Below are 24,850 nucleotides of genomic sequence, written 5' to 3'. Positions count from 1 at the left end.
TATTAAACTATCTATTAAATGAAGGAAATTAAACTAGACAGCCACTTTAATTGTGCAACCTTAACTATGCCATAAGATCTATTTTTTAGGTTAAAAACTTACCTTTCCTTATCTATTTCTTTCATTTAACTCATTAAATAAAACATTACCGCTGTTAAACCTAAATTACATGCACGAAAATAACTGCATGATGCAGTTGTGATTTATTACTAAATACTTTTACTGAGCAGTTTAAGTCTATGCGAGTAGCTTTTCACATTTACTGGTGTTCGCTCGCCGTTTTCTATTTAAATTTTCACAGTAGCCGGCTTGTGAGGGTGGTCTCCCCACTGCACTATGGAATACATGTGTAAATTGGGTTGTGAGTTTTAACCAGTTTTCTGGCGATATATTCACTCTTTCTAGTAAAGGCAAATATGTACTTTCAATATACCCTCGCTTATCTTCTCGTATACAACGTCCTGTTAATTCAACAGGTTCAAGGTACGATTTAAGCTCAAACGGTAACCCTTTTGGTATTATTTGACGCGACATACCTGCAAAGCGCAGTAACTGTTTAGGTTGCTTACCTTCTGTTGCGCTTGTTAAACGCTTTTGAACACTGGTATGGTCCGATTCTTCAGGAGTATTAGCCATTTTCGCTCTAATGGGGTTTAAGTCTACATACGCCATACATGCTGCAAGTGCAGCTTCATCTAATAAAGCTTGCGATTTAAAGCGACCTTCCCAGAATCGGCCTGTGCAGTTATCTACTTTGTTTGCTTTGCGCGCAATGTCTTCATTTAATAATCACATAAACCAGCTAATACTTGATAAACGTTCGCGGTATTGTTTGACTGTTTGATTAAAAATATGAGTTCTATTTGGCTTAGCTTTTCGCCCTAGATGTATTTTTGTGTAATCAACGTACCTTTACAAAGCTTATGCCAGCGAATAACAATCGCTTTGTCATTCAGTCTATTGGCTTTCTTATCATCTACATACAAGACTAAGAGCGTATGATTACTCATTACGGCATAAGCACATACATCAATACAAATACCTTCGCTAATTCAAGTAACTTATCTTCAACCCAGCCTCGCCGATGTTCGTAAGACTTCCCCGTAAAATGGTCTTCACCACATAAAATGCACGGCGAACACACCGTGAAATACAATGATAATATTTTGTATCAACTAGACTTACTTGACGCTTTCTTGCAATTGCCATAAGACACCCTGCTTATTTTTGCACTGATAAAAGCCTAGTACTTAGTTTGCCAAACTGTAAAATTAGGATGGGTGTCTAGTTTATTGTTGTAATAGCGGCAATACATAGAGTCACGCTCATCAGTCGCTATTTCACTTCTGAACTTTTCATCTTGCTTACCTCTATAAGCTGTGTCTGCATACTGCTCAAGCATATTCTATTCCTTTATTATCATTGCTTTGCATTTCACCATTTCTCAACCCTAGAGTAACAATAAACTTAGGTGATGAATAACGACTAAGTTTGAATTCCTTTTATGATTGTTAAAGGTCAATATTAAGAATGGCTATTTACGGTAAACCACAGGTTAGCTGGATAAATAACCGTTTGGCTTTGTATTTCCAATTTAAGGTTTCTTTACGTTCAGGCTCAGGGGTCCAGCGTTGCCAAGGTTTGGTGATTTCGGGTTGTGGGGCATCGTTATACCAATCTATTTCGCAGGCATCTTTGTACAGCTCATCATAAATTTCGGTTTGTTGTTTAAAGCTCATATCACGCCAGTACACTTCTGGACGATTGTTGTGTTTATCAAACTCAGCGGTAATTGGGTCAAGGTGCCTGTAGCCTTCGTATTCTGGAATGTCAGGTAATGGCTTGGTGTTATCCATAAAGCGCACTAAGCGCTCCCAAAACAACAAACAATAGATAGGGTTTTGTGCAAGTTCAGTGACCACTATGGTCATTTTGGTATCTGGGTATTTATCTCTGTCTTTGTGCGATATCACCGGGAAAAAGGCGCGAGAGCCCCCTTGGTCGGTGCTTTGGTTTACCAATACACACTTCATATCACGCCAAGCAAAGCAGCAATTACCAAATTCATCCCGCTCGTCGCATCTGGGAATATCAAAGGTATAACCCACTTTGCCTGTAAGGCGGTCAAAATAGGCATATTTAGGTGGAAATACCAAATCCCAAAGAGGAAATAAATTTAAAAATAATAAGTTCCAGCCTAGTACTAAATATAAAAACCACCATGAAAAAGGATCCTCTGAAAATGGATATACCAAAATAAACAGTGCAACAACACAGCTCCCTACAAACCCCAAAAACATAGGGCCAAACAAGAGTAGCCTAATTGGACTATTGCTGCATGAGTGAGTTTGAAAACGTTGCGGATTTTTCTCAATAGTTGTTTTTTTTGTGTAATACCATTTAGCTAACAAGCATAAGCCACTAAATTTTGTTTGCAGGTCGAGTGTATTACCTTGCTCGAAAAATTGGTTAAAGACTGTTTTCCTGGGTAAAGCTCCACCTAAGTACTTTAATATACTCATATTTTTTCTATCTTAGTAAACCTAGGCAGCATATACCGCCTAGGCTTGAATTCCTTTTCTAATTGTTAAAGAGCGTTATAAGGTAAAAATCTTAGAAATGGCTATTTACGGTAAACCACAGGTTAGCTGGATAAATAACCGCTTGGCTTTGTATTTCCAATTTAAGGTTTCTTTACGTTCAGGCTCAGGGGTCCAGCGTTGCCACGGCTGGGTGATTTCGGGTTGTGGGGTATCGTTATACCAGTCTATTTCGCAGGCATCTTTGTACAGCTCATCATAAATTTCGGTTTGTTGTTTAAAGCTCATATCACGCCAGTACACTTCTGGGCGATTGTTTTGTTTATCAAACTCAGCGGTAATTGGGTCAAGGTGCCTGTAGCCTTCGTATTCTGGGATATCGGGTAATGGCTTGGTATTATCCATAAAACGCACCAAGCGCTCCCAAAATAACAAACAATAGATAGGGTTTTGTGCAAGTTCAGTGACCACTATGGTCATTTTGGTATCTGGGTATTTATCTCTGTCTTTGTGTGATATCACTGGGAAAAAGGCGCGAGAGCCCCCTTGGTCGGTGCTTTGGTTTACCAATACACACTTCATATCACGCCAAGCAAAGCAGCAATTACCAAATTCATCCCGCTCGTCGCAACCGGGAATATCAAAGGTATAACCCACCTTGCCTGTAAGGCGGTCAAAATAGGCATATTTAGGTGAAAATACCAAATCCCAAAGAGGAAATAAATTTAAAAATAATAAGTTCCAGCCTAGTACTAAATATAAAAACCACCATGGAAAACTATCCTCAGATAAAGGATAAACAATACTAAATATTCCGACAGCCACACTACCACAAAACCCCAAGAACATTGGGCCAAACAATAAAAGTCTAATTGGACTATTGCCACATGAGTGAGTTTGAAATCGTTGGGGATTTTTTTCTATGGTCGTTTTTTTTGTGTAATACCATTTAGCTAACAAGCATAAGCCACTAAATTTTGTTTGCAGGTCGAGTGTATTACCTTGCTCGAAAAATTGGTTAAAGACTGTTTTTCTGGGTAGGGTTCCACCCAAATATTTAAAAATACTCATAATACTCCTTTATACAACCCATGGATTTGGATAACTCGGATTTTCGATAGGTGTTGCTATTGCCTCAAAATCTAGAGGTAATGTAAGGTTTTTATCATACCTTAGCTCTGGGAATGGCCTTACTTTATCTATTTTAAGTACCTGCCTTGGATTATCAAAATCAACGTTAACTGTATACAGCGCTTTAATTAATTCGCCCTTTTCATCATAAACTGGTTGGTATTCTTTTATGCCTGTAACGCCTGTATAACTATAATTTTTATTCTCAACACTATGAGGGGTTAACAGGTTTTTTAACTTATAGCCAAATTTAAATGCGAGTTCTGACTCCCCTTTGTTAAAGTTAGGAATGCTCACCTCTACGGTGTATTGATTTTTAGCGACTTCGGTATAGTCCGCTTTGGGCGAAAACAGCACAGCCATAATAAATTTATGGTAACTATCTGGGTTTGAAAAATCATTATACTCAGCACCATGCTCACCCTGCCATATACCTTTTTTATTTTTTGCAAATGGGCCAAATTTACACCACTTTTCGGCCTCAGTATCCATTAAGCTGACAGCTACAATTGAGAGTACAATACTGCCTAAAAATAGCCCCCAGCCAATAGGGCCCATGCTTGCGAATATTGCACCATAAATAGCTGATGTCATGCCCATCATACCGGCTATCATGTTCACTGTTGCGGCATCTCGGTCATGCTTATTCCACATTTCCACCGCATCAGCAATTTGCACGCCAGACATAAATATGCCCATAACACCGCCAAAGGTTCTTAAATAAGTGAACTTAACAAGTTCCTTACCGGGTTTGTTTATATTTTTAGCTATCTTATCTAAACGCGCTTTTGTAAGCTCGCTATTGCCTGCTGCTGATGAGTAATTCTCCCATACAGAACCAACAGCTGCGATAACTCCACCTATAACAGCAATATGTTTCATTGTTTGATAACCAACGTCTTTGCTACCAAACTCCTTTTCATATTCTGCGTAGATGTAACAGGCGGTGATGCCTGTTAAAGCGAGTAGTGCAATGGATGAACCTCGCTTTGTTTCAAACCACACTTTGCCGAAATTATTTGGTGAGACCATTCTGGCTGCTACTGCGGGGGCTAAGTCTCGGTTATGTTCATACACTATACTTGCTGGGGTATCGCCTGTAGGTACGGTAAGTACTTTACCTACCATACCAGATACTGTTTTAAACGTGCCTTGAATATCATTGACCTCGTTGAGCATTTGCAATATTTCTGCGCGTACTTGCTTGAGCATATAAGGCTGACCACTTTGCGTTTTAAATTGAGCCGACCCTTCTGGGTTCATATCCATATGGAGCTCACGGGCAATGGTGATCAGCTGGTTATTATTAACGGGTTTGCCTTTGGCGATACTGGCTAATGCATTTTTAAGCGCAGCTCGCCCTTTCGTTGATTTTATTTTTTCAATAAGCGGGTGGCGCACAAAGCTCATACTTATGATCATTCTATCACTGGGCACAGCGTCCATATCATGAAGTTGAATATCGTGCAGTGGTGATACGTCAAAGCTTTTAGCTAATGAGCCTACTCGGGCATAAAATAAGCGTTCCTCACGCCCTGCAAATGCTCGTTCTTTAAAAATTCGTTCCCAATACATGAGTGTTTCTGAGAGAATTTTTTCAATAACCGAGAGCAATCGAGACTCTACAAAAAGTGCTGGAATGTCTGGTTGTTTTAGCTCAGCATTTTTTAACTCTTGTTGCAGCTTTCGTGGATCAAAAGCCCCGAGCTCTTGGCCTATTTTATCTTCATCTGCGGTGGCTGCACTTAAGTTTTGCCCGTATAAGTCATCATTTGGGCAAAACTGTACATTGAGCCAAGAGCTGTCATCCCCCACTAATCCCTCGTTATAAGCTTTACCGTTATTGAATAACTCATTTAATTCGCTTGATAGCCGCTGTTTTTCAGTGTCATTAGTTAACGCGGGTATAAATGCCGGTATGAGTGTGTTGGGTAACATTAAGCTTGCTAATTGCTCATGGCAAAACTCAAATGCAAACGGATACCCGCAAGGTGATAACGTGGAAAAGTCACACATTACGGCTTGCCAGCTGGGGGGGGCTTGAACCAGATTACCCGAACATATATTACTAAAAGGTTGATCTGATTGACTGCATTTCGACTCGTGTAAGCCTTGTAAATGTTTACGTGCGACAATGTAATTATCTAAGCGCTCAATGATCCAATCAGGATTTAAACCAACTAAATATTTTTCTAACTCGTCGGGTGATAAATGTCTACCAGCATCACGGGCTTGTTCACTTTGCTCATCTTTTAATACCAATGTTGGGTATTCAACTTGCCTTCCTGTAGGAGGGGTTGTGAGCTTGGTTTCCCATAGCTTTTCATTTAAAAACAACTGATGGGCAAGCATTGCTGATTTGTAAAATGGGTTACGCTGCAAAATAGCTTGATGTTCTTTGAGCAAGTGTAGCTCATAGTCGGCATCCAATTTTTGTGACTGCGCAATACCCACTAAGTCATGAACATAAATACAGGGCTTGCTATTTGGCGCCCCCATATTTTCTATACTTGCCCAGCTTGGGGCACTCGTTAGGTCGATAGATTGCATCCGCGCCGCACGATTATCCGTTGCTTGATTTATGTTTTCACATTTTGATAACTGAGGGCTTTTATCAAAGCGAGTATCGCTTGGCCACATGCCGCCCATTTTGTTTATATAATCCCATGACCATTGCACTCTCGAAAAAGCAATTTGTAAACCGGGCACATCAGCACTTGTACTTGTAGATAATAAACCAATAGCTCTAGTAGGAATGACTAACTCAAATGCATTAGCGGTATTAAACGAGCGAAAGTTTTTGTCGTGATATAGCCTTAAATCAACCTCACTTAATGCACCTTGTGGTAAAGCTGCTACTTCACGCCATAAAAATCCATTTATAAATATATAAAAATAGCCAATGGCCTCATTTTCTCCCAGTTTATCTTTTCCTTTAAACATTGGAATAAATTCAGCATTACCTGCTTTACTTTTATCAAGGCTTGGATCCTTAAACACCAATAAGTCGACCGCCACTAAATCTGGCAACTCTACCATTTGTTTAGGGGCAGATTGCTTTTGAGTCGCGGCTTGGCCATACGGGATCACACAGACTTCACCGCCTAAAGTTGGCATTTTTAAATCAAGCGCACACTGTTGCGTATCATCAGCAATTTTAGGCTTATGAACATATTGTACCGTCACATTATTCTCCTTGATTTAACATGCGTGAAGATTTCTGCCCGCCTTGCGACACTTCAAAATGACCTTGCCCTAATAATTCAGAACTGGATGGTGCATTCACGTTGTAAACAGCCTCTGCTGGGTCTTCGCTTTCTGCGCCTAAATCCCTCACTTGCACACTTAACCCTCTTGGTGATGCGCCACCTGATTGCGCTAGCGGCATAGGTGGGGTGTTTTTAGCGTTTGATATCATTAAATCGCCTTGGCGTACTGCGGGCTTGCCTTCAATCAGCACATTAAATGAGCCTAATATAAACTCGGCTTTGCCGTCGTTTGTACCGCTTGCAATGCCCTTTTTATCGCCGGGTGAATCCCCGCTACTTTGCGAAAAGTAACTTTTTATATTACCCGCGCCATTACCATTTATTTTTACTGAGCTTGCTACGCTTGTAATATCGCTTGTTTGCGCTTTGTTTGCGTAAGGAATAGGTATAACACTTGTGCCCACGGTGGTTAAACACACATCAATAGTGGTTAACTTTCCGCCGCTATCTGTGTGTACTGCCGTTCGGCCATTAATTAATACATTTTGACCAGACACGGTGGCCACTTGCGCGGCTTGCGCTTGCGAATCTTTAATTAATTGCGCTTGAGTGCCGGCTTCCCAACCTAGGTGGCTTGATACTAAATCTAAAAATGCTTGGGCATTGGTAATGGGTTTATTAACATCCATATTGGTTTGCGACTCATTCCACGGCAATATGGGCTCGTTTTTTTGGCTATCCCATTGCGTGGGTGGAATTATGAAGTCGGGTATGAAGGTATTAACCATTTCACCGAGTGTTTTTTCGCGGTATTTGGGGCGGCCAATTTCGGCTAAAAATGCGGCGTCGCCGCTGGCTCGGTCTTCAAATATGGCTATGCCATTTGCTTTTCCTAACGCGCCATTACTTCGGGCGCTGTTATTTAACCCTAATAAAGTAGGGTTGTTGTGTCGCCATGTTACAGAGCCACCGCTACGTACATCGGCTGTGAGTGCGTCAATATCGTATTGCACAGTGCCTGTTTGTTTACCTGCCATTGCATTAATGTAGGGCATTAAGTTTCACTCCTTGAAATTTTTATTAATTGATCACTGGGTGAATTAAATAATAAAAAAACATGCTGTAACCCTTTATTTAGTGGGTTATTTAAATAGCTATTTGCGAGGGCAAGCCCTGCAGGGTCGTTTGCAACACCTTGATAGCCAATCGTGTTATTTAAATTGGCAAGTTCTATTAGCTCGTCTTCTGGGCTATAGAGTGTTTGTGTATTGGCAAACCATTTTTTTTGCCATGCTAACGAGTCTTTACCTGCAAATAGGTAAGTATTATTAACGCAAGCCTGTGCCTGGTTAAGCTGCTCGTTTATTTCACCACTATAAAATTGTGCGCTAAGGCTGCCTTGTAAATGAGTTAGTAATGCGTATCCACCTTCACCATTTATAATACCAGGCGGGCCGTTTAATACTTGCACCGCGTTATTTTTGGCCTGGTTGCTTACATATTGGTAGCTTACACACGAATCTACTGCAATTATGAGCGTATCGGGCGCTATGCTTTTTAAATCAAGCGTTGTAGTTTGGTTAAAGTCGGGCACTTGCTGCAAAATCATTTCAGACAGTAGCTCAGCGAGTGTGTCGTTATCGATAACAGGGTTGCCTAGTTCGTCTTGAGGGAGTACAAACACAATTTGGCTAATGCGCGATGTTTGCCTAAGCGTGGGTATATCAATATGTTCGAGTAATTGGCTTAATAAAAGCAGGCATTTAGTTTGCCTGTCTAACTGAGCTAGCTCATCTATTTCGACCATTATGTAAGGGGCGTCTAAACTTATGTCGCACCGTATTAGCGCTTTGCTTGGTTTAGAAAACAGCATTTGGTTTGCAACCGCTGTGTACAAGCTGCTTGCAGCGGATCCCGTTGCATTTATGTGGCAAAGTACATCAAACGTCATTGTTGCTTTCCTTTTTTGCCACAATTATTTGGCTATTTTCTGCAACATTTATTGCATCAATATGCCCTCGCCATAGTAAAGAAAACTGCTGTGAGTCTGAGTCAATAACCAATGTGTCGCAGTGCATGGCCAATGTATGCCTATTAAGTGTATTCACAATTTGTACTATGGGCTCTTCAAAAGGAAGGTTTACCCGCTGTTGCTGGCCATATTCTTGCAGTGGATACAAACCCGATAGTGTAAAAGCCCAGCCTTGTGTAAATTTTTTATTTACCCGCTGATCTATCGGTGCGGTGTTATTAAAAAATTCGTTAAGCTGCGTTTTAAACGGGTAGTTACCCGCCATAAGTGCTTTTTGATCTATTTCTGGTATAAGTTCTACTCGGGGTGACCAATGCGATGGAATGGCCGAAAAACTAGCAACCGGTGTTGTATGGCTTGGCTTACGTAAAAGCTCTTTTGCATATTCAATACACGGTAATTGCTGCCCTACCGCGTGTTTATTTTTTAGTTTATAACCGCTGCCTAATGGGTTTTCTAGTAAGTAGTCGGTATCGTCATTGAGGTTTTTGCCTCCAAATGCATGGCTGTAATCAACAGGCGTTGGTTTAATTATGAGTGGGTCGGTGGCAACGGGCCCTAACAATGAGCGTTTCCAAAAACGCGTGCCTGTAACACGTAAACGTTTATTAAACAGGGGCTTTGTGTGTTCATAAAGGGCAAGCTCCACCTCTATTACGCGGGCTTTTGTTGCTTTTGGCGGATAGGCTGTAAAGTTGCCATACACTTCAAAACCCGTTTTAAATGCAACCTGTTCGTTTACTTCTCTGAGTGATGAGTTAGCGGGCTCGTTGTAATAATCATCTGCTAATATTATTTCGTCACCCGGATTGATTGGTGTGACATTACCTTGCTCGTCAAACTCAAAATTTTGTTTAACAAGCACTACTTTAGCCTGCGTGCGGTCGTGCAACCAGCCATCAAAAAAGCTAGCCTGCCAAGGAGAGAAGTTATTAAGCATTTGTAGTCTCCTTTACAATTTGCTGCCATTGATTAGCACTCAGTAATAAATGATATAATGCGCACGCTTGTTGGGGCTCATAATGTGTAGCTAAAACACGTTGTACTACTGTTCCACCCAGACCTTTTAACTGCTGAGCGGCATTGCTGCTTGTAAAGCTTATGCCATTGAGTAACTGCTCTCCTGGGGTGAGCGCAAAAGTTTGCCTTGCGTGTTCTGCATCGTCTAAATTTAAGCCGCTTTGAGGGGCTATACCTGTATTTACTGCTGACATTTTGTCTGCTTTTGCAAGCTCACGATTGGTAATGGTTAGCCATGCAGCGTAGGCTGGCTTTTGGGTTACCCCTTGCGCCATTAAATTAATAAAAAGAGGCAGTGCACGCTTATAAACAAAGTGGCTTAATACATATTCACATTGGTCTGGGTTGGCTTTACAAAATAAAAAACACGGTTCGTCCCAGCGGGGATCGTTAGTGAAGCCTGCTAATGCAAGTAGCTTAGCTTTGTGTGAGTCATCACTCGTTTTTGCAAATACTTTAAATAACATGTCTGATACATGGTCAGCTTTAGTGCAATACGCATTCACTAAAGCGGCATACGCAATGTTAAAATTGGGGTGCAGCATGGCGCTGTTTTGCTCTGCCTCCCCCAACGACTGGGAAAAAAGTAAGGTCGTTATGCTTTCATCAAGAACTTCTTTTTCACTTATAAGGCTATTGCGCAGTGCTTTGTTTTCACTTATTTGCCAGTAGCTTATTAAATACTTTAATAAGGTGTAGTAACCCAAGTTTTCTGTCGACTTTAACTCGTCAAACGTTTCGTCGCTATTGCGAGTGTGTTCAAAATTAAGCGTTTGTATAAGTAGGGTGTAAATATCGCTGCGTTCTGCATTATTAAGCGCAAGTTGAATAAATTCATCGAGCGTTAGTGTGCTAACCTCAGAAAGATTTTTGCCCGAAAAGTAATCTGTTGGCGCTTCACTTTTTAAGTCACTTAATGTGTATAAGTGGTTAAGTAATTGGCTTTCAATCACGTTTAAACGCGCAAGCGAATACACCCCTTGCTGTTGCAATTTTTGTTTATGTTTTAGTAATGTGGTTAAACGTTGTTTGTGCTGTTTAACTTTGGTGACCTGTGCAAACATGGCGTTAGTTAAGCCTAATTGGCCAACCAGCCAAGGTTAGGTCTTGCTCGCTGTTTGCCGTTATATCTTGCCCTTCGAGCACAATAGTACCGTCAGCAAATATTTCTATAAGGCCCTTAGCCGTTTGCAGCGTTATGCTTTGCTGCGCTTCAATTGTGATGTGCCCTTCGCTGTTTTTTATTAGTGCAGCAGGGGCTTGGTCTTTACTTGCTAATACGGCCGTTACTACAAACCCTTGTGAGGTATGAGTGAGTAGTACGGTGTCGTTAGTTTTACATGGTGTTATGTGTGCAGCCTGCGCGATAATTTCATGGGCTACATTGTTTATCAAAACGGCTTTAACCTTTCCTAAACGGTCAACACGGTTCACTAACGCAAGTATTTGCTGATCATTAAAAATACTTTTAACTTGTGCACTCATTAAATTACTCCTTTAACTTAGTTGTTACTAATTGCACTGCCTTTAATAGCTATATTAGTGGCGCTCAGCGTTAAATTAGTGGCATCAATCGTTAAGTTGCCCGCTGCATCTATTTCAATACTTGCTCCGCCTTGGCTCAATTGAATAGAGCCCTGACCATTGGCTTTTATAGTAATGTTATTGCCACTATTAAGCTCTAAATCGCCCTGTGGCGCTTGAAGTTCAAGGTTTCCGTCAACAGAGTAAACACTTACATCTTGCTGGGCTTGCACTTTAAGCTCTTGTGCTGCTTTTAATTCTAAACTGCCGTCGGTTGCTTCAATGCGCGTATTGGCCGTCGACTTTAAACTTAAATCGGCTGCTGAGGTGACGGTAATATCACCTTCACGCGTTTGAATTTGCAGGTTGTTTTCAACACGGGTAGTAAAGTTATTTGCCACGGTAAAATTAGCGTCATTCTCAGCTACAAATTGCAGGTTTTCTTTTGCCGAAATTTTTACGTCACCATCAACCGACTTAAGCGTTGCTTGATGTGCACCGTTTGTTGCATCAAGCAGTAACTGATTTTTATTATTTTTATTGGCAAGGCTTATTTTTTCTTCGCCTTTTTTGTCGTCCATTACAAAACTGTGCCCCGCTTTGGTCACCAGTTTGTTTTCTGTTGGGTTTTGGCTTGTAACTGGGTTAGGCGCATTTTGATTATAAAGTGCCCCCAAAATAATGGGCCTGTCTAAATCGCCATTTTCTCCACAAACGAGTACTTCTGTGCCCTGTGTTAACGGAAAGTGCATACCATGGCCACTGCCTCCATACGGTTGCATTAAGCGTGTTGATCGGCTTTCTTGCCCTTCGCCATCTTGGTTAAAAGGCAGCTTTACAACGTAATTACCTTTGTCATCTATTTCTTGTTCAATTAATGCGTTAAAGGTTGCAAATACTCGTCTGGCGGGAATTAATGGAGCTTTGTACACTTGGTCAACACTAATTAAGTACGCTTGGTTTTTATACGTTAGGCCTTTAACATTAGAGCCATATTCAACGGCTGCATTTTGGCTGCCTTTATGCTCAACACGTGTTACTAAGTATTGCCCATCGTGCTCTGGGTGGTCATAAATATTTAAGCGCATGCCAGGGCGTAAAGCTCTGCAATCGGTATCAACTATTATTTGCTCGCGCTGGCAATCAAACGCCTGCTGCCTAATAGTTGCAAGTGTTTGCCCATCTCCTGATTGCGCATAGTTGTCGCCATAATGGCTGTCTTCACCAAACCCTGTTACCGATGCACTATTATTTTGCGATACTTGTAAATTTCCTGGTGCTTGGTAGTTGTAGTCGTTTAAGTGTGTACTTTGTGGAAACAATTGTGCTTGCCTGCTTATCGCAAATATTGATTCACTTGTTCTAACTTGCCCCGAAGGCGGAATGTAACTTAAATTAACCTCATCAAATTTTTGCGCAATATCTTTAGAGTCATTACATATATGCAGTGTACAGTCACCGCCTGTTTGCTCAATAAAGCTATACACAAAGCCGTATTTACGCATTAATCGGGTTACAAACTCGTAATCTGTTTCGTTGTATTGAACGGTCATATCAAGTGAACTCGAACTTGCCTGAACACTTAATTTTTGAGTAGGGAACCCTGCTTTTTTAAACACACTGCTAATTATTTTACCTGCATCCATGGCAGTAAATACACGGTTAGAGTGCTGATGTTTAAGGAGCGTTAAATGGGAGTTCATGACCAAGGTATAATGATACCCTTGGTGACTTTGTCCATGAGCTATAAACCCGCTTATTAATCCTGATATAGTGCGGTCAGTCATCGACCACACCATAGAAAGCGATACGTCTTTTCCTATTAACATATCAGACGTTAAATGCTCTGGGCTCAAAACTTGGATTTTAAATTCATAGTCTTCACATAAACGATCGTTTTTAGACTCAAAGTCGGTTACATACACCATGCCGTCGGGCATGCCTTGTATTGCAACACTAAAATGACTTGAGCTGGCTTTTAATTCGTTAAATACGTCCATGAATCCCATTTTGTTGTCCTTTTATTTACGCATTATCGGCAAATGTTGCTGTAATTTCGTCTTGCTCATCAACAGCTAACGTTAAAATGTCTGGCATGTCTTCTTCTGCCATAAATTCTAAAATTGATTTGGCTATCCCTGGCAGTATTTGCTGTTCAATGACCGCATTAACCATACGTGCACCGCTGTCAGAAAGCGTGCATTGAGTGGTTAGCTTTTCAAGCACACTGGCATCTACGCGTAACTGCATTTTATGGTTTTCGTGTAAACGATTAGCGATGGCTTCGAGTTTTAAGCTAACAATTGACTGTAATGCATCAGAGTCGAGTGCTAAGTAAGGAATAACCTGCATTCGGGCTAATAAAGCGGGTGCAAAAAAAGCAAGTAATTGAGGTTTTATTAAATCCGTAAGCGCGCCAATAGTAGGCACTGACCAAGGTGTTCCGTCCTCGTTAATAGGTGCTTGCGCTGGATTGAGCGCTTCGTTAATTGCCGCTTCGTGCTCAGTTTGTTGCGACTCTTCGTCGTCCTCTTTTGGACTTAAGTCTATTACCGTAGGTGGTGTGCAGGCGTCAATTAGCTCAGCAGATCCTAAGTTGGATGTCATGATAATAACGGTGTTTTTAAAGTCTATTTCGCGACCTTCACCATCGCGCATGCTGCCACGCTCAAACACTTGGTAAAACATATTCATCACGTCTTTATGCGCTTTTTCTACTTCATCGAGCAAAATAACAGAGTACGGGCGCTGTCTTACGGCTTCAGTTAACACACCGCCTTCGCCGTAACCTACATACCCTGGTGGTGAACCTTTAAGCTGCGACACAGTATGTGACTCTTGGTATTCACTCATGTTTATTGTGGTTAAAAATTTGTCTCCACCAAATAACTGTTTAGCTAAACAACGCGCTGTTTCTGTTTTACCTACGCCCGATGGACCCGCTAATAAAAATACGCCAAGCGGACCTTCATCGTTACTTACACCTGCTTTACTTACTCTGAGCGTTTGCGCAATTTTTGCAATCCCCGCCTGCTGACCTATTACTTCTTGGCCTATGGTGGCTTCTAAATTAATCAAATTACTAATTTGATCTTTAACCATTGCTCCTACTGGCACGCCGGTCCACTGTGAAATAATTTGCGCAACGGCATCGGCATCTACTTCACTAAATAAACCATTGTCTTGCGTATTTTGCTCTTTGAGTGACTGGCGAAGCATTAATAACGATTCGCTATCAAGGTCTTTATCGCTTGCTTGTTTTATTTCGTTAATTTGGCTTAAGGTTGATATTTGCGATTCGCGCGAGTGTGTCAACTCAGCTAATTTACTCTGGGCATTAACTAACTCTTCTACTAGGTGCGTTAGTTTATCTTGATCAACCGCCAAGCCTTGGCCTAACTCTATATTTAGGCTATTTATTCTGGTTTCTAAATAATTTATGTGTTCACGTTCTGCTTCTATTGCTGCAGGGTCTGTCGCAAACGACATACGCACACGCGCCGCAGCGGTATCAAGTACATCAATGGCTTTATCTGGTAAATAGCGCCCTGTTATATAACGCGAAGATAAAACCACAGCCGCTTCAATAGCATCATCGGTTATTTGAATATTATGATGCTGCTGGTATTTGTCTTTTAAGCCCGCAAGCATAAGCTGAGCCGCTTGCTCTGTAGGCTCATCAACTTTAATAAGCTGAAAACGACGTTCTAATGCAGCATCACGTTCAAAGTATTTTTTATACTCGCTCCACGTTGTTGCAGCTACAGTTCTGAGCTCACCACGAGCAAGCGCCGGTTTTAATAAGTTTGCAGCGTCACTCATGCCTGCATCGCCACCAGCACCTATAAGCGTATGTGCTTCATCAATAAACATAATGATTGGCGTTGAAGAGTTTTTTACTTCATCAATCACGGCTTTTAAGCGGCGTTCAAATTCACCTTTAACACCCGCTCCTGCCTGTAGTAACCCCATATCAAGCACTAAAAGGCGAACACCCTGCAGGTCTTGTGGTACTTGGCCATCAACAATTCGTTGTGCAAACCCTTCTACAACCGCAGTTTTACCAACACCTGGGTCACCTACCAAAATAGGGTTGTTTTTTCTGCGACGGCATAACACATCGACCATCATTCTAATTTCGTCATTACGGCCCAGTACAGGATCTATTTTTCCTTGTTCTGCTTTAGCCGTTAAATCTTCGCAATATTCATCCAGTGCAGCACTGTCGTTTGAGTTTTCTGATTTATTGGCTGATTGTGATTTAGCTGCAGGGTTTAAACGCTCAGACGATTGCTGACATATTTTTTCCAAGTTTTCGGCTAAAAAGCGTGAGTCAATTTTATCAAGCAGTGCTGGTAGCTGAAGCACTGGGCTGTATGGTAACAATTCAGTTAAAGAGTCAACTAGAGCAGCACCCGTTATAAAATCACTCTTATGCTGAACATTTGCACTTAACCATGCGCGCTCTAGCCATTCATATAAACGACGCGAAAATGTAGGCTTACTTTGGTTACCCGCTGGCTGCCTATTTAAAAAGTCTAGTAACTCATGCCAAACAGCATCTTGATTAACATTAAAAAAATGAAAAATGTGCTCAAGATCACCATTACTGCCCTCTTCCATTAATTTAATAAGCAAATGCTCTGGAAGTACTTCAAAGTGACTGCGGCTACTGGCAAAACCTGCAGCTGATTCAAGTGCAGTAGCAGTATGGCCATTTAATTTATCTATAAGTTGTTTTATGCCTTTAGCATCCATTTTTTTATCCTTAATTCCTTAGTGTTTATACTGTTGATGGCTGTAGCTATGAGTTGTTGTATTTGCAGCTGCGGCCCCTAAATATGAATTATGTCCTAGTACTAACGATTGCTGACCAATGAGCTGCTCTGAAACAGCGTCATTTGCTACTTTTATTTGGCATACCCACTCAACATTGCTTGGTAAATGCGCACTAAGCAAAGCGGCCATTTTTATTCCTTCTTCACTCCTTGGTGAAAGGCTTATGGCTACATCGCTACTGACTGGCCCTATATCAATTGTTAAAACACTACCGCTAACCAACACCTGGGTTCCCAATACAGCAGAATTGCCCAATACCATTTGGTTTTCTTCGCCTATTGCGCTTGGGGTATCTACGTGTTGCCAATTGGCTCGTGTATCGTCAACTTTTAATGTGTCTATGTTTAAGCTGTGCTTAAGTAGTTGCGCTAAACCCGCTGCACTTGTTTGCTTTAAGCTTGCAATGCCACACTGAATTTTTTGATCTGTTTTACCTAATAAAATAGATTTAACTAAATCATCAAATTGATTCGCGCCTCTGCCTGCAATATTAATTTGAGACTTTTTCCAAGCCTGAAATAACTGACAATACAAAACATGATTAAAAATATCTAAAAACTGGCGTACTCGATCACCGCTTTGCTCATCACTTGCTGCTTGCTCTAACACGTAATGGGGCATGGGCGCGTCTACGCCATATAAACCCAAAAATGACGTCGATAAACTGAGTTTTCCTCTACCTTCGTTTTCTAATACACATTCGCGAACATCGGTTGCAGGAAAACCCAGTTCTTTGTGTGATTTAAAAACAACACGGCTACTTATGCCATGATCAAGCTCTTGCGGCGCAGCCCAGTGTTTTTCTATTAGGCTCATTGCTTTAAATAAATTAAAGCGCCAGGGTTCAGCAATTAAACCCTCAATCGCTGGAGGTAATTTAGACCAAACAGGATGTACGTAATTGCTTGACGAATTCATAGCTGGTAACTCTTACCCGGCTCAATATCCCAACACCACGACTTATAACTTGGAATTGCGTTAACTCGCGTTTGTACGCTTTCGTTTATAGGTGCGTACATCAAAAAGAACTCGTGCAGTACATTACAAAAGTGGTATAGGTCTGCGTCTCCAACAAACTTGCTTTCATCAATATCAATTAGTACGTCAACCCCTTTGATAAAAATGCCTCGCTTAATTTGGCTGATAGGCGTTGCTGATATTTTTAAAATACTTTCAATTCTTAATCGGTTTTCGGCCTTATTTGACCAATCAAATAATACAAGCAACCTTTTAAGTTCAGTTACCTGTGTAATTTGTGAAAACTTTACATTTAATAAGCTAATAAGCTGCCAGTGTTTTGGCTGACTTGGGCATGCTAAGTAGTTTGTTGGACGAATAACATTTTTAACATCAACAATATTGGGCATATCTTTGCCCCCTTCATTTAAATCGCCTTCTTGTAATAATTGACGCGGCCAACCTGCATTAAATGCAGTTAGATCAATCGATAGCGTTTCTTTTTCGTCATTTAAATTAAAAGGCAATTGTAAGTAATGCGTTGGTGCCGCAGCGCCTACGTCTTTAGTTAGGACGGTAAATAGCTTTTTTTCGTCTTCAAATACACTTTGGTAGCGGGGGGTGTATTCGTGAGTTTGACCTGTTACCGAATTACGCCCTGCTACTTCGTCAACGGTATAGCTAAATACATGGTCGGTGCGTGCTTGATCCGCGCTTATCATGTAATCGGTTCTATTAGGTTCTATTTTTATTGGCTCTGCTGCTTGGCTAAACAAGTTAATAGCGGGTACGCAATTTATTAGTATATTTTCTTTACTTAATTGGTGTCCCGGAGGAAGCTTTTTATCCCCTCTGAATACAATTTCAAAGCGGTCTATATGCTCAGGAAACTCTTCATTTTTTAAACCATCAAAACTTAAAAAGTAAAAACGATCTTTGGCATTAAAGTAATCAAGTAATAAAGCATACCCTGGGTGGCTTTTAGCCGCGCTAGGAAGTAATGCGCCGTCAATATCTAAATAACTGGCATTACACCCTTTTGCCTTAAGCTTTTTATTATATTCAAAGTGATTGGCACCAAAGTCGAGTTCGGCCTGCTTGTTAGGTGTTTTTAGTAATTGAAATAATGCGCTACATAAAGGTGTATCACCGCGCAAATAAAAATTAAGTGTAGATAAATCAAAGTTACTACGCTCACCTTGGCATACAAATTTGAGTCCAATTCTTAGCTCCGCACCCAAGTGCGACTCTTGATATTGCACATGCTCAACATCTAGAGGCACAACATCTAAACTGTGCGTGGTCGTAAATATAATTTTTTTGCCATCCGACTTACCTGTTGGCGGGTTTAACTGCAACCCCTTCTCAATAGTGTGCGTTTTTTGCATTGCTAATTTAGGAGAAAACTGTACCACCGTACTGGAAGGAAAATAACTTAACAAAATAGGACACAGCTGACGCAACACCTGCTCAGATACCTCCGGCACAGATTCATCTAAGCGTTTTTGAGTATGCGCCGTTAAATAAGCAACCCCCTCTAATAAACGCTCAATATGCGGATCTCTGTCTTTTAATGCATCAATATTAAGCATACCTGCGTGCTCAGGATAAAACTGAGCAAATTGCTTGCCAGCCTGAGTAAGTAAGCGCATTTGTGCATCAAAATATTGCTGCATTCATCAATCCTTTTGAACTACATTAGTTATTATTTTTTGCGTGCTGTATAACATCTGCTTTACCGCCCGACTCAAACCGCGTATTTAACTTAATACTTTGTCCACTGGTTAGAAAAGCTTGTATATCGAGCCTAATTACACAGTTGTCTTCTTTAATTTCGACCGGTGTTACATTTGCATAGCGAACGCGGGGTTCGTATTTTTCTATCAATTTTTTAACTTCAAACGCTAATGTGTGTTGCGAATAAGGAAGCCCTTCGTAAATATCTTCTACATCGGGTAAGCCATAGTCGGTTAAGTGCTTTAAAACGCCTCTGCGGGCATTTAAAAGCTCATTTAAATGCTTGCACACACTGGCTTGCTCATCAGTTTCAAAGCCCTGATGACCATTGCGAATAACGGGTTGAGTTAAAAAATCGAATAACGCCATATTTGGATCTCAATAAAAGGATATGCTTTCGCATATCCTTAATAAGTACTGACTAATTAACGACCTTCAGTCCAAGAGTCAGAGAACTCGATGTTGCCATCTAAGTAAGTCCAAGTAATGCGCTTGTAACGTAGGCAAACTGTTTCAAGGTGCGGGTAACGCTCCTTGTCTAAGTCTTTAACGTTGTGCATTGTTGGTGAGATTGAAGTGATTTTTACGTCTTCCAACTTGTGGCAGAAATATTCACGCTCAGTCCCTGTGTCATCAATACGGTACCATTTAAGCTCAAGTTGCTTAAGTGTTTGACCGTTTGAACACGCTTTGTACAAGTACGGTGTAGATGCATCAACCGCTTTTGTAATAACAAAAGGTTCATGCTTACGAGTACCTGTAAGTTCACCAGTATCATTATCCGTAGGGATACGAAGTTCATGATCAAAGTGTAGGATCTCAATTGAACCTTCACGTTCTGCAACTGTTACAGAACCTTTGATGTCATTACCTTGGTCATCCTTTAACCACATGTACGCTGGAATTGCCATTTCATTATTCTCCTTTTAGAATGAAGTGTTTCCTGTTAGTTGGCATTGGCATAAACATCACTGTTTATGCCCCCCAAAAAGCCCTCTGCTTCATGCCACTGGGGAATATGTCCCAAGTTGGGTGCAACCAACTTGGGGCAACTTTTCAGACCATTAGTCTATATTCTTTAAGTACACCAACCAGCTACTCACCAAATTGACGTATTTACACTATAAAGCCTGCGTTAAATGCGTTTCATCGGCGGCTTGGCAGTTCATTTTTCGCCAGGCATCTGCCCTACTAGCGCTAAACGAACGTCAATTCCTTCAACTTGGAAATGCGGCACAATATAGGTACTTACGCGGTAGTAACCCGGGTTACCCGGAATTTCTGACACGGTTACTTTTGCATCTTTTAACGGATGCGTTGCAATAAGTGACTCATCTGGGTTATTCATTTTAGTTACCAAAGCGCCTAGCCAATCATTTAGCTGTTGCTCTAGTTCATGACGTGGCTTGCTCGAACCAATGTTTTCGCGCTGTAAAACTTTTAAGTAGTGCGCTATGCGCGACACTAAGAAAATATACGGTAAACGCGAGTTAATGCGTGCATTTGCTGTTGCTTCACTGGTTTCAAGTACTTGTGGCTTTTGTGCACTGTTAGCAGAGAAGAAACACGCAAAATCTGAATTTTTATAGTAACTAAGTGGAATAAACCCTTGGTTAGCAAATTCAAGCTCTTTCGTTTCAGAAATAAGCACTTCGGTAGGTATTTTAGTTTCAGACCCTTTACCTGCTTCAAACGAGTGAAGAGGAAGGTTTTCAACTTTACCACCCGATTGCGGACCACGAATATTTACAGCCCAACCGTTGTCATGGAAGCTACGAATAATATTGGCAGCAAATGCAAACGTAGCATTACCCCATAAGTAGCGCTCATGATGCTGTGCATTAACATCTTCTTGGTAATTAAAGTTACGAAGAGGATTTGTTTCACCGTATGGTAAACGCAGTAAAAATCGTGGGAATGCTAGGCCAATGTAGCGAGAGTCTTCTGATTCGCGGAAGTTTTTCCAACGAAGAAACTCCGCACGCTCCATGTAAGAACCTAAATCTTGAATTTTTGATACTTCTTCAAGTGAATCTTTCAAGAAAAATTTAGGACCAACGCTCCCCATAAATGGACAGTGAGCCGCCGCTGAAACACGCGATATTTCTTGTAGTAACGAAACATCTGGTGCAGAACAATCAAACTCAAAGTTAGATACCATGGTTGATACAGGCTCGCCACCCGGCGTATCGTAGTCTGACGTGTATACGTGTTTGTATAACGCAGATTGTGTTGTATCTGGCGCTTCTTCAAAGTCGTCTCTTAATGTTTCTTTATCAACATCAAGCATTTCAATTTTAATATTTGCGTTATTAGGCGTGTGGTTAATTAAATAACGAAGTGAACGCCAAGCTGATTCCATTTTTTGAAAGCTTGGGTTATGTAATATTTGGTCTAACTGCTGAGAGATAATTGTATCTACTTTTGCAATGTAATCATCTAAAAGCAGTTTATCTATGCGCGTTACTTCTTGATCGCTGCTACCGGCCATATCTAAAAATACGTTAATGGCTGCTGTTAAGCGCTCATTAGCACGTGTTTCAGCAAGGTTGCTGGCGTCTCTGAATGAGTCTAGTTTAATTTCATCTGCAACAGGTGAAATATCAACCATTCCACAAATGCTTTCGTAGGTAGATAAAGCAGCTTGCTCTGTCGTATGTGCAGCTACATTTAATTGTTCTTGCATTGACATGGTAACCTCCTTATTCCGTTACGGGTTGTTTTTCTTCTTCAGACGCAAGTGGTGCAATTTCGTCAAGTTTTGCTTTTAGTTCATCAAGTTCAGGCTGATTTTGTAATACACGCTCAAGCTCTTTACGCAGTGATGAGTTGTCTAATAAGTTAGATTTAAGATCACGTAGTAAATTACGCATTGCCATCATTTTATTAAGTTCAGGCACCTGTGCTGCAACCGACTCAGGATCAAACGATTTAAAAGAGTCAAACTCAAGGTTAACGTTAATTTCGCCGTCGCCTTTAATTTTGTTAGCAACCTGAAAGTTAGCTTTAGGCGCCATATCTTTTAGCACTTGCTCAATGTTATTTTTATTAATTGTTACTCGCTCGCGCTCAGAAAGTTCCTGGCTATTTTGACCATTTGAATAGTCACCAATCACTAACATTTTTAACGGTAATTCACTTTTTTGCGAAGCGCCGTCTGTATCAAGCTCTAACGAAATATTGATCCGAGCTCGTGGGATCTCTTTTTGAAATGTATCACTCATGTTTTTTCCTTTGCAGTTTGGTTATCTACCGTCTCAATTCCAATTAAACCTCGACATATTAGTCAGGCCCTTGTAACTAAACCCAACTTAATGCTTGTGCGGGATCAGTTACCATCATTTGCTGACTAATATGTTTAGCAGCTAAACTCATTTCATCTTCTGGCGTTTGTGACAAACTTGCATAACACTGCTTGGAGAATCGCCATACTTCCATGCAAAAACATTGTTGCCATTGCGCTAAATCGTGCGCGTTTATTTGTTCAAGTAATACATTTAATAAAGACAAAGCATGTTCATAGTGCTCAGCCTTTATTAATAACTTCGCCTTCAATAACTGTGCTTGCGCTTTATCAAAAGCATTTAAAATGGTTATTTCATCTACTTTTTTTAACGCACTCGACAATTGACCTTTTTCAACTTCCTCGACTAACTCAACGTATTGCTCATCAAATAAGTTACTTTGGGTACTGGTGGAGTCAGTATTGAATGAATTAGCAAGCTCTCTTATAAATTCTTTATTGACGGGTGAACATAGCGCACTGCTATCGTCGTATTGCAGTGATGTTAAAGCCGGAAACTGCTCGTTTAAATTAACAAGCTGTTGCTCTAACCAATGAACAAGGTGTCCTTTGTTTAGTTTTTTTAAAGCATTTAATGTAAGAATTTGCAGATTTAAATTAAATTGCATAGCACCTTCCATAAATAAGCCTTCAGCTAAATTTAAGGCTTGCTCTGGTTGGTCGCTCGCCAAGGCATTTTCAATAGGGGCGAATGCGGCTGCACGCGGAGCTGGGAGGCGTGTTTTACCATTTTCATTTGCAGGTAAAGATAATTTAGTCCACCGTGCTGCGCGTGATAATTTCACTACGCGTTCAATGTTATTTTGCTCTTTGTCAAAGTTTAATAACTGCCTGATAGCCGCTAAATATGCGGTATCTGATGCTATATCGTTAGTATTTACAGTAACTTGAGAACGCGCGGGTGCCGCATTTGTACTTGGCTCATCAGCCTTAGGCGCACTTTGCACAGCATTATTAACTGTCGTTTGTTCGAGCTCTTTTACTGGCTCAACTTTTTCAGGCTCAACAACGGGTACCGGATTGCGTTTTTCTTGCTCGTGAGCCCAATCGTTTAATGTTGATAATGGGCCTGACTCACTATCAAGCACAGCAACACATTGCTCGTTATATTGTTTTAATGCAGCAACAAGCTCTGGCCATTGCTCTGGGTTAGTATTATGACCTTGGGCAACCCCTTTTAAACGCTCTTGCTGCTGTAAAAACCAGGTATTTACCGCACTTCGCATTCTTGCTTTAAGCGGGTGCACTTCGTCTGGAAAGGTGGTTAATAAACGATTAAACAATAAAAGTGTATGAGTGAGGCCAGTCACACCAAACTCACTGGTTGCCGCAAGTGCCAAATAACTCACAATACGCAGATCTTTACTTTGCGTATTAATAAGATCGGTTGCTTGAATAAACATCATTTTAAAGTCAACTTCACCTACTCCAGAGGAAGAGGCTTTTAATGCTTTAAATGTTTCTTCGTACTTTAAATCTTCACCACATTTGTTTCCTAAAAGTGGCGAACTCAAAGCCTCAAGCCATTCAATCCATGTGGTGTGCGTATGCGGTGCTTTTAAACTCATGATTTACACCAACGGCGAAGCGCGTCATATACACTTACATTATCCATATCAGCAAAATTAAGTGTTTGTGATGATGGTTGTTTTTCGACTTTTAGGTTACATAAATCAATAATATCGTTCGATTTTTTATCGCACTCCCACACACTATTAAAGTACGAGGCTGGAATAGGCCTACAAAAAATAGTTAAGCTAGGAGATTGGTTTTCATCACCTAATTGATAAAAAAACCAAGGTTGCCAATTATGATCTGCCACCATTGAGGCGACTAAGTGCAACCAAAAACCAGCTACTAATGCACTTTCGTGCGTAAAGCGAGGCATAGGTAAACGAATACCAAATTGGCTTCTTAAGCAGCCTCTATTAGCAATGGATTTTAAAACGATTGAAAGCTCTTCAATAAGAATTGCGCGTTTAGCAATATCATTTATTTCTAAATGATCCCAAAAAACACTCATCGGAATTGTTCTGAGTTTGTCTAACTCTTGAGTTAAATTTGGTTGCTGTTTAAGCGAATTAGCTACCAAGTTATAACCCTGAGCCTTTTGCTCCATCTCATTAATATTTGACGCATTTTTAATATTTTCATTCACACCCAATAAGTGTTCAATTACTTGGCTTGCAAATAAAAACAAAAAAGCAGGATGACGTTTATACGTTTCTAAACCGCTGTGCACAAATGAGCTAAATGGGTAAAAACGACCGCTGCTGTCAGTACTCGGTTGTAGCACCCCGAGTAAACCACCATCGTCTGCATTACCCGAAATAAAAAACAACGATTTACATCCATTTAAATGATGAGTATCACTTGCTTTTCGACCTCTATTTAAATGCGCAAACCCTTCTTGTAGCCAATGATCAAAAGAGACTGACTCACGCGATGAAATATTAAGCTTTACAAAATCTGGCCTAATGGGTGTCTTACCCATAAAACCAAATGCATGTTGCTTTACTAGGGTCGGTGTTTTCTTTTTAGTAAATAAATTAAACAT

The 24,850-nt window shown here is 40.7% G+C and carries 19 protein-coding genes and 1 pseudogene; all 20 read right to left on the bottom strand.

What is annotated here, in order from left to right; genetic code table 11:
* Positions 1-237 precede the first annotated feature (237 nt).
* Positions 238-1,209: pseudogene (locus PMAN_RS17110) on the bottom strand (transposase).
* Positions 1,210-1,243: 34 nt separating this feature from the next.
* Positions 1,244-1,402: a hypothetical protein gene (locus tag PMAN_RS17105; RefSeq protein WP_168371061.1), complete on the bottom strand. Its 159-nt coding sequence runs from the start codon at positions 1,400-1,402 to the stop codon at positions 1,244-1,246.
* A gap of 136 nt (positions 1,403-1,538) precedes the next feature.
* The gene (locus tag PMAN_RS17100) at positions 1,539-2,522 is read right to left on the bottom strand and encodes a hypothetical protein (RefSeq protein WP_010556885.1); all 984 of its coding nucleotides are present in this window, start codon (positions 2,520-2,522) and stop codon (positions 1,539-1,541) included.
* 105 nt (positions 2,523-2,627) lie between these two features.
* Positions 2,628-3,611, bottom strand: coding sequence for a hypothetical protein (locus PMAN_RS17095; RefSeq protein WP_010556886.1), 984 nt, complete (start codon positions 3,609-3,611; stop codon positions 2,628-2,630).
* A 9-nt stretch (positions 3,612-3,620) separates the two neighbouring features.
* The gene (locus tag PMAN_RS17090; RefSeq protein WP_010556887.1) at positions 3,621-6,857 is read right to left on the bottom strand and encodes a hypothetical protein; all 3,237 of its coding nucleotides are present in this window, start codon (positions 6,855-6,857) and stop codon (positions 3,621-3,623) included.
* Position 6,858: 1 nt separating this feature from the next.
* Positions 6,859-7,935, bottom strand: coding sequence for a DUF4150 domain-containing protein (locus tag PMAN_RS17085; protein WP_010556888.1), 1,077 nt, complete (start codon positions 7,933-7,935; stop codon positions 6,859-6,861).
* Positions 7,935-8,831 carry a hypothetical protein gene (locus PMAN_RS17080; protein WP_010556889.1) on the bottom strand — a complete coding sequence of 299 codons (897 nt, stop codon included), beginning with the start codon at positions 8,829-8,831 and terminating at the stop codon, positions 7,935-7,937. The genes PMAN_RS17085 and PMAN_RS17080 overlap by 1 nt, the downstream gene beginning before the upstream one ends.
* On the bottom strand, positions 8,821-9,852 hold the full coding sequence (locus PMAN_RS17075) for a DUF2169 family type VI secretion system accessory protein (protein WP_010556890.1): 1,032 nt from the start codon (positions 9,850-9,852) through the stop codon (positions 8,821-8,823). Before PMAN_RS17075 ends, PMAN_RS17080 begins: the two co-directional genes overlap by 11 nt.
* A complete protein-coding gene (locus PMAN_RS17070; RefSeq protein ID WP_010556891.1) occupies positions 9,845-10,996 on the bottom strand; it encodes a hypothetical protein in 1,152 nt (383 codons plus the stop codon). The genes PMAN_RS17075 and PMAN_RS17070 overlap by 8 nt, the downstream gene beginning before the upstream one ends.
* A 4-nt stretch (positions 10,997-11,000) precedes the next feature.
* Positions 11,001-11,417 (bottom strand): hypothetical protein, encoded by a 417-nt coding sequence (locus tag PMAN_RS17065; protein WP_010556892.1) that lies wholly within the window; start codon positions 11,415-11,417, stop codon positions 11,001-11,003.
* A 17-nt stretch (positions 11,418-11,434) separates the two neighbouring features.
* Positions 11,435-13,456: a type VI secretion system tip protein TssI/VgrG gene (locus PMAN_RS17060; RefSeq protein ID WP_010556893.1), complete on the bottom strand. Its 2,022-nt coding sequence runs from the start codon at positions 13,454-13,456 to the stop codon at positions 11,435-11,437.
* Positions 13,457-13,481: 25 nt separating this feature from the next.
* On the bottom strand, positions 13,482-16,214 hold the full coding sequence (tssH, locus tag PMAN_RS17055; protein WP_010556894.1) for a type VI secretion system ATPase TssH: 2,733 nt from the start codon (positions 16,212-16,214) through the stop codon (positions 13,482-13,484).
* Positions 16,215-16,232: 18 nt separating this feature from the next.
* Complete coding sequence (gene tssG, locus PMAN_RS17050; protein WP_006792578.1) at positions 16,233-17,213, bottom strand: type VI secretion system baseplate subunit TssG; 981 nt, start codon at positions 17,211-17,213, stop codon at positions 16,233-16,235.
* On the bottom strand, positions 17,210-18,928 hold the full coding sequence (gene tssF / locus PMAN_RS17045) for a type VI secretion system baseplate subunit TssF (protein WP_010556895.1): 1,719 nt from the start codon (positions 18,926-18,928) through the stop codon (positions 17,210-17,212). Before tssF ends, tssG begins: the two co-directional genes overlap by 4 nt.
* A gap of 22 nt (positions 18,929-18,950) precedes the next feature.
* Entirely contained in the window at positions 18,951-19,358 is a 408-nt protein-coding gene (gene tssE, locus PMAN_RS17040; RefSeq protein ID WP_006792576.1) for a type VI secretion system baseplate subunit TssE, read from the bottom strand.
* A gap of 56 nt (positions 19,359-19,414) precedes the next feature.
* Positions 19,415-19,900, bottom strand: coding sequence for an Hcp family type VI secretion system effector (locus PMAN_RS17035; protein ID WP_006792575.1), 486 nt, complete (start codon positions 19,898-19,900; stop codon positions 19,415-19,417).
* 254 nt (positions 19,901-20,154) lie between these two features.
* On the bottom strand, positions 20,155-21,681 hold the full coding sequence (gene tssC / locus PMAN_RS17030) for a type VI secretion system contractile sheath large subunit (RefSeq protein ID WP_006792574.1): 1,527 nt from the start codon (positions 21,679-21,681) through the stop codon (positions 20,155-20,157).
* A 10-nt stretch (positions 21,682-21,691) separates the two neighbouring features.
* On the bottom strand, positions 21,692-22,213 hold the full coding sequence (gene tssB / locus PMAN_RS17025) for a type VI secretion system contractile sheath small subunit (protein WP_006792573.1): 522 nt from the start codon (positions 22,211-22,213) through the stop codon (positions 21,692-21,694).
* A 76-nt stretch (positions 22,214-22,289) separates the two neighbouring features.
* Positions 22,290-23,861, bottom strand: a complete 1,572-nt coding sequence (locus PMAN_RS17020; RefSeq protein WP_008129950.1) for a TssA family type VI secretion system protein — start codon at positions 23,859-23,861, stop codon at positions 22,290-22,292.
* Complete coding sequence (gene tagF / locus PMAN_RS17015) at positions 23,858-24,850, bottom strand: type VI secretion system-associated protein TagF (protein WP_010556896.1); 993 nt, start codon at positions 24,848-24,850, stop codon at positions 23,858-23,860. Before tagF ends, PMAN_RS17020 begins: the two co-directional genes overlap by 4 nt.

Source organism: Pseudoalteromonas marina (assembly GCF_000238335.3).
Classification (GTDB): Bacteria; Pseudomonadota; Gammaproteobacteria; order Enterobacterales; family Alteromonadaceae; genus Pseudoalteromonas; species Pseudoalteromonas marina.
The sequence above is the reverse complement of the archived record's forward strand: the minus strand, read 5'-3'. Positions and strand labels throughout refer to the sequence as shown.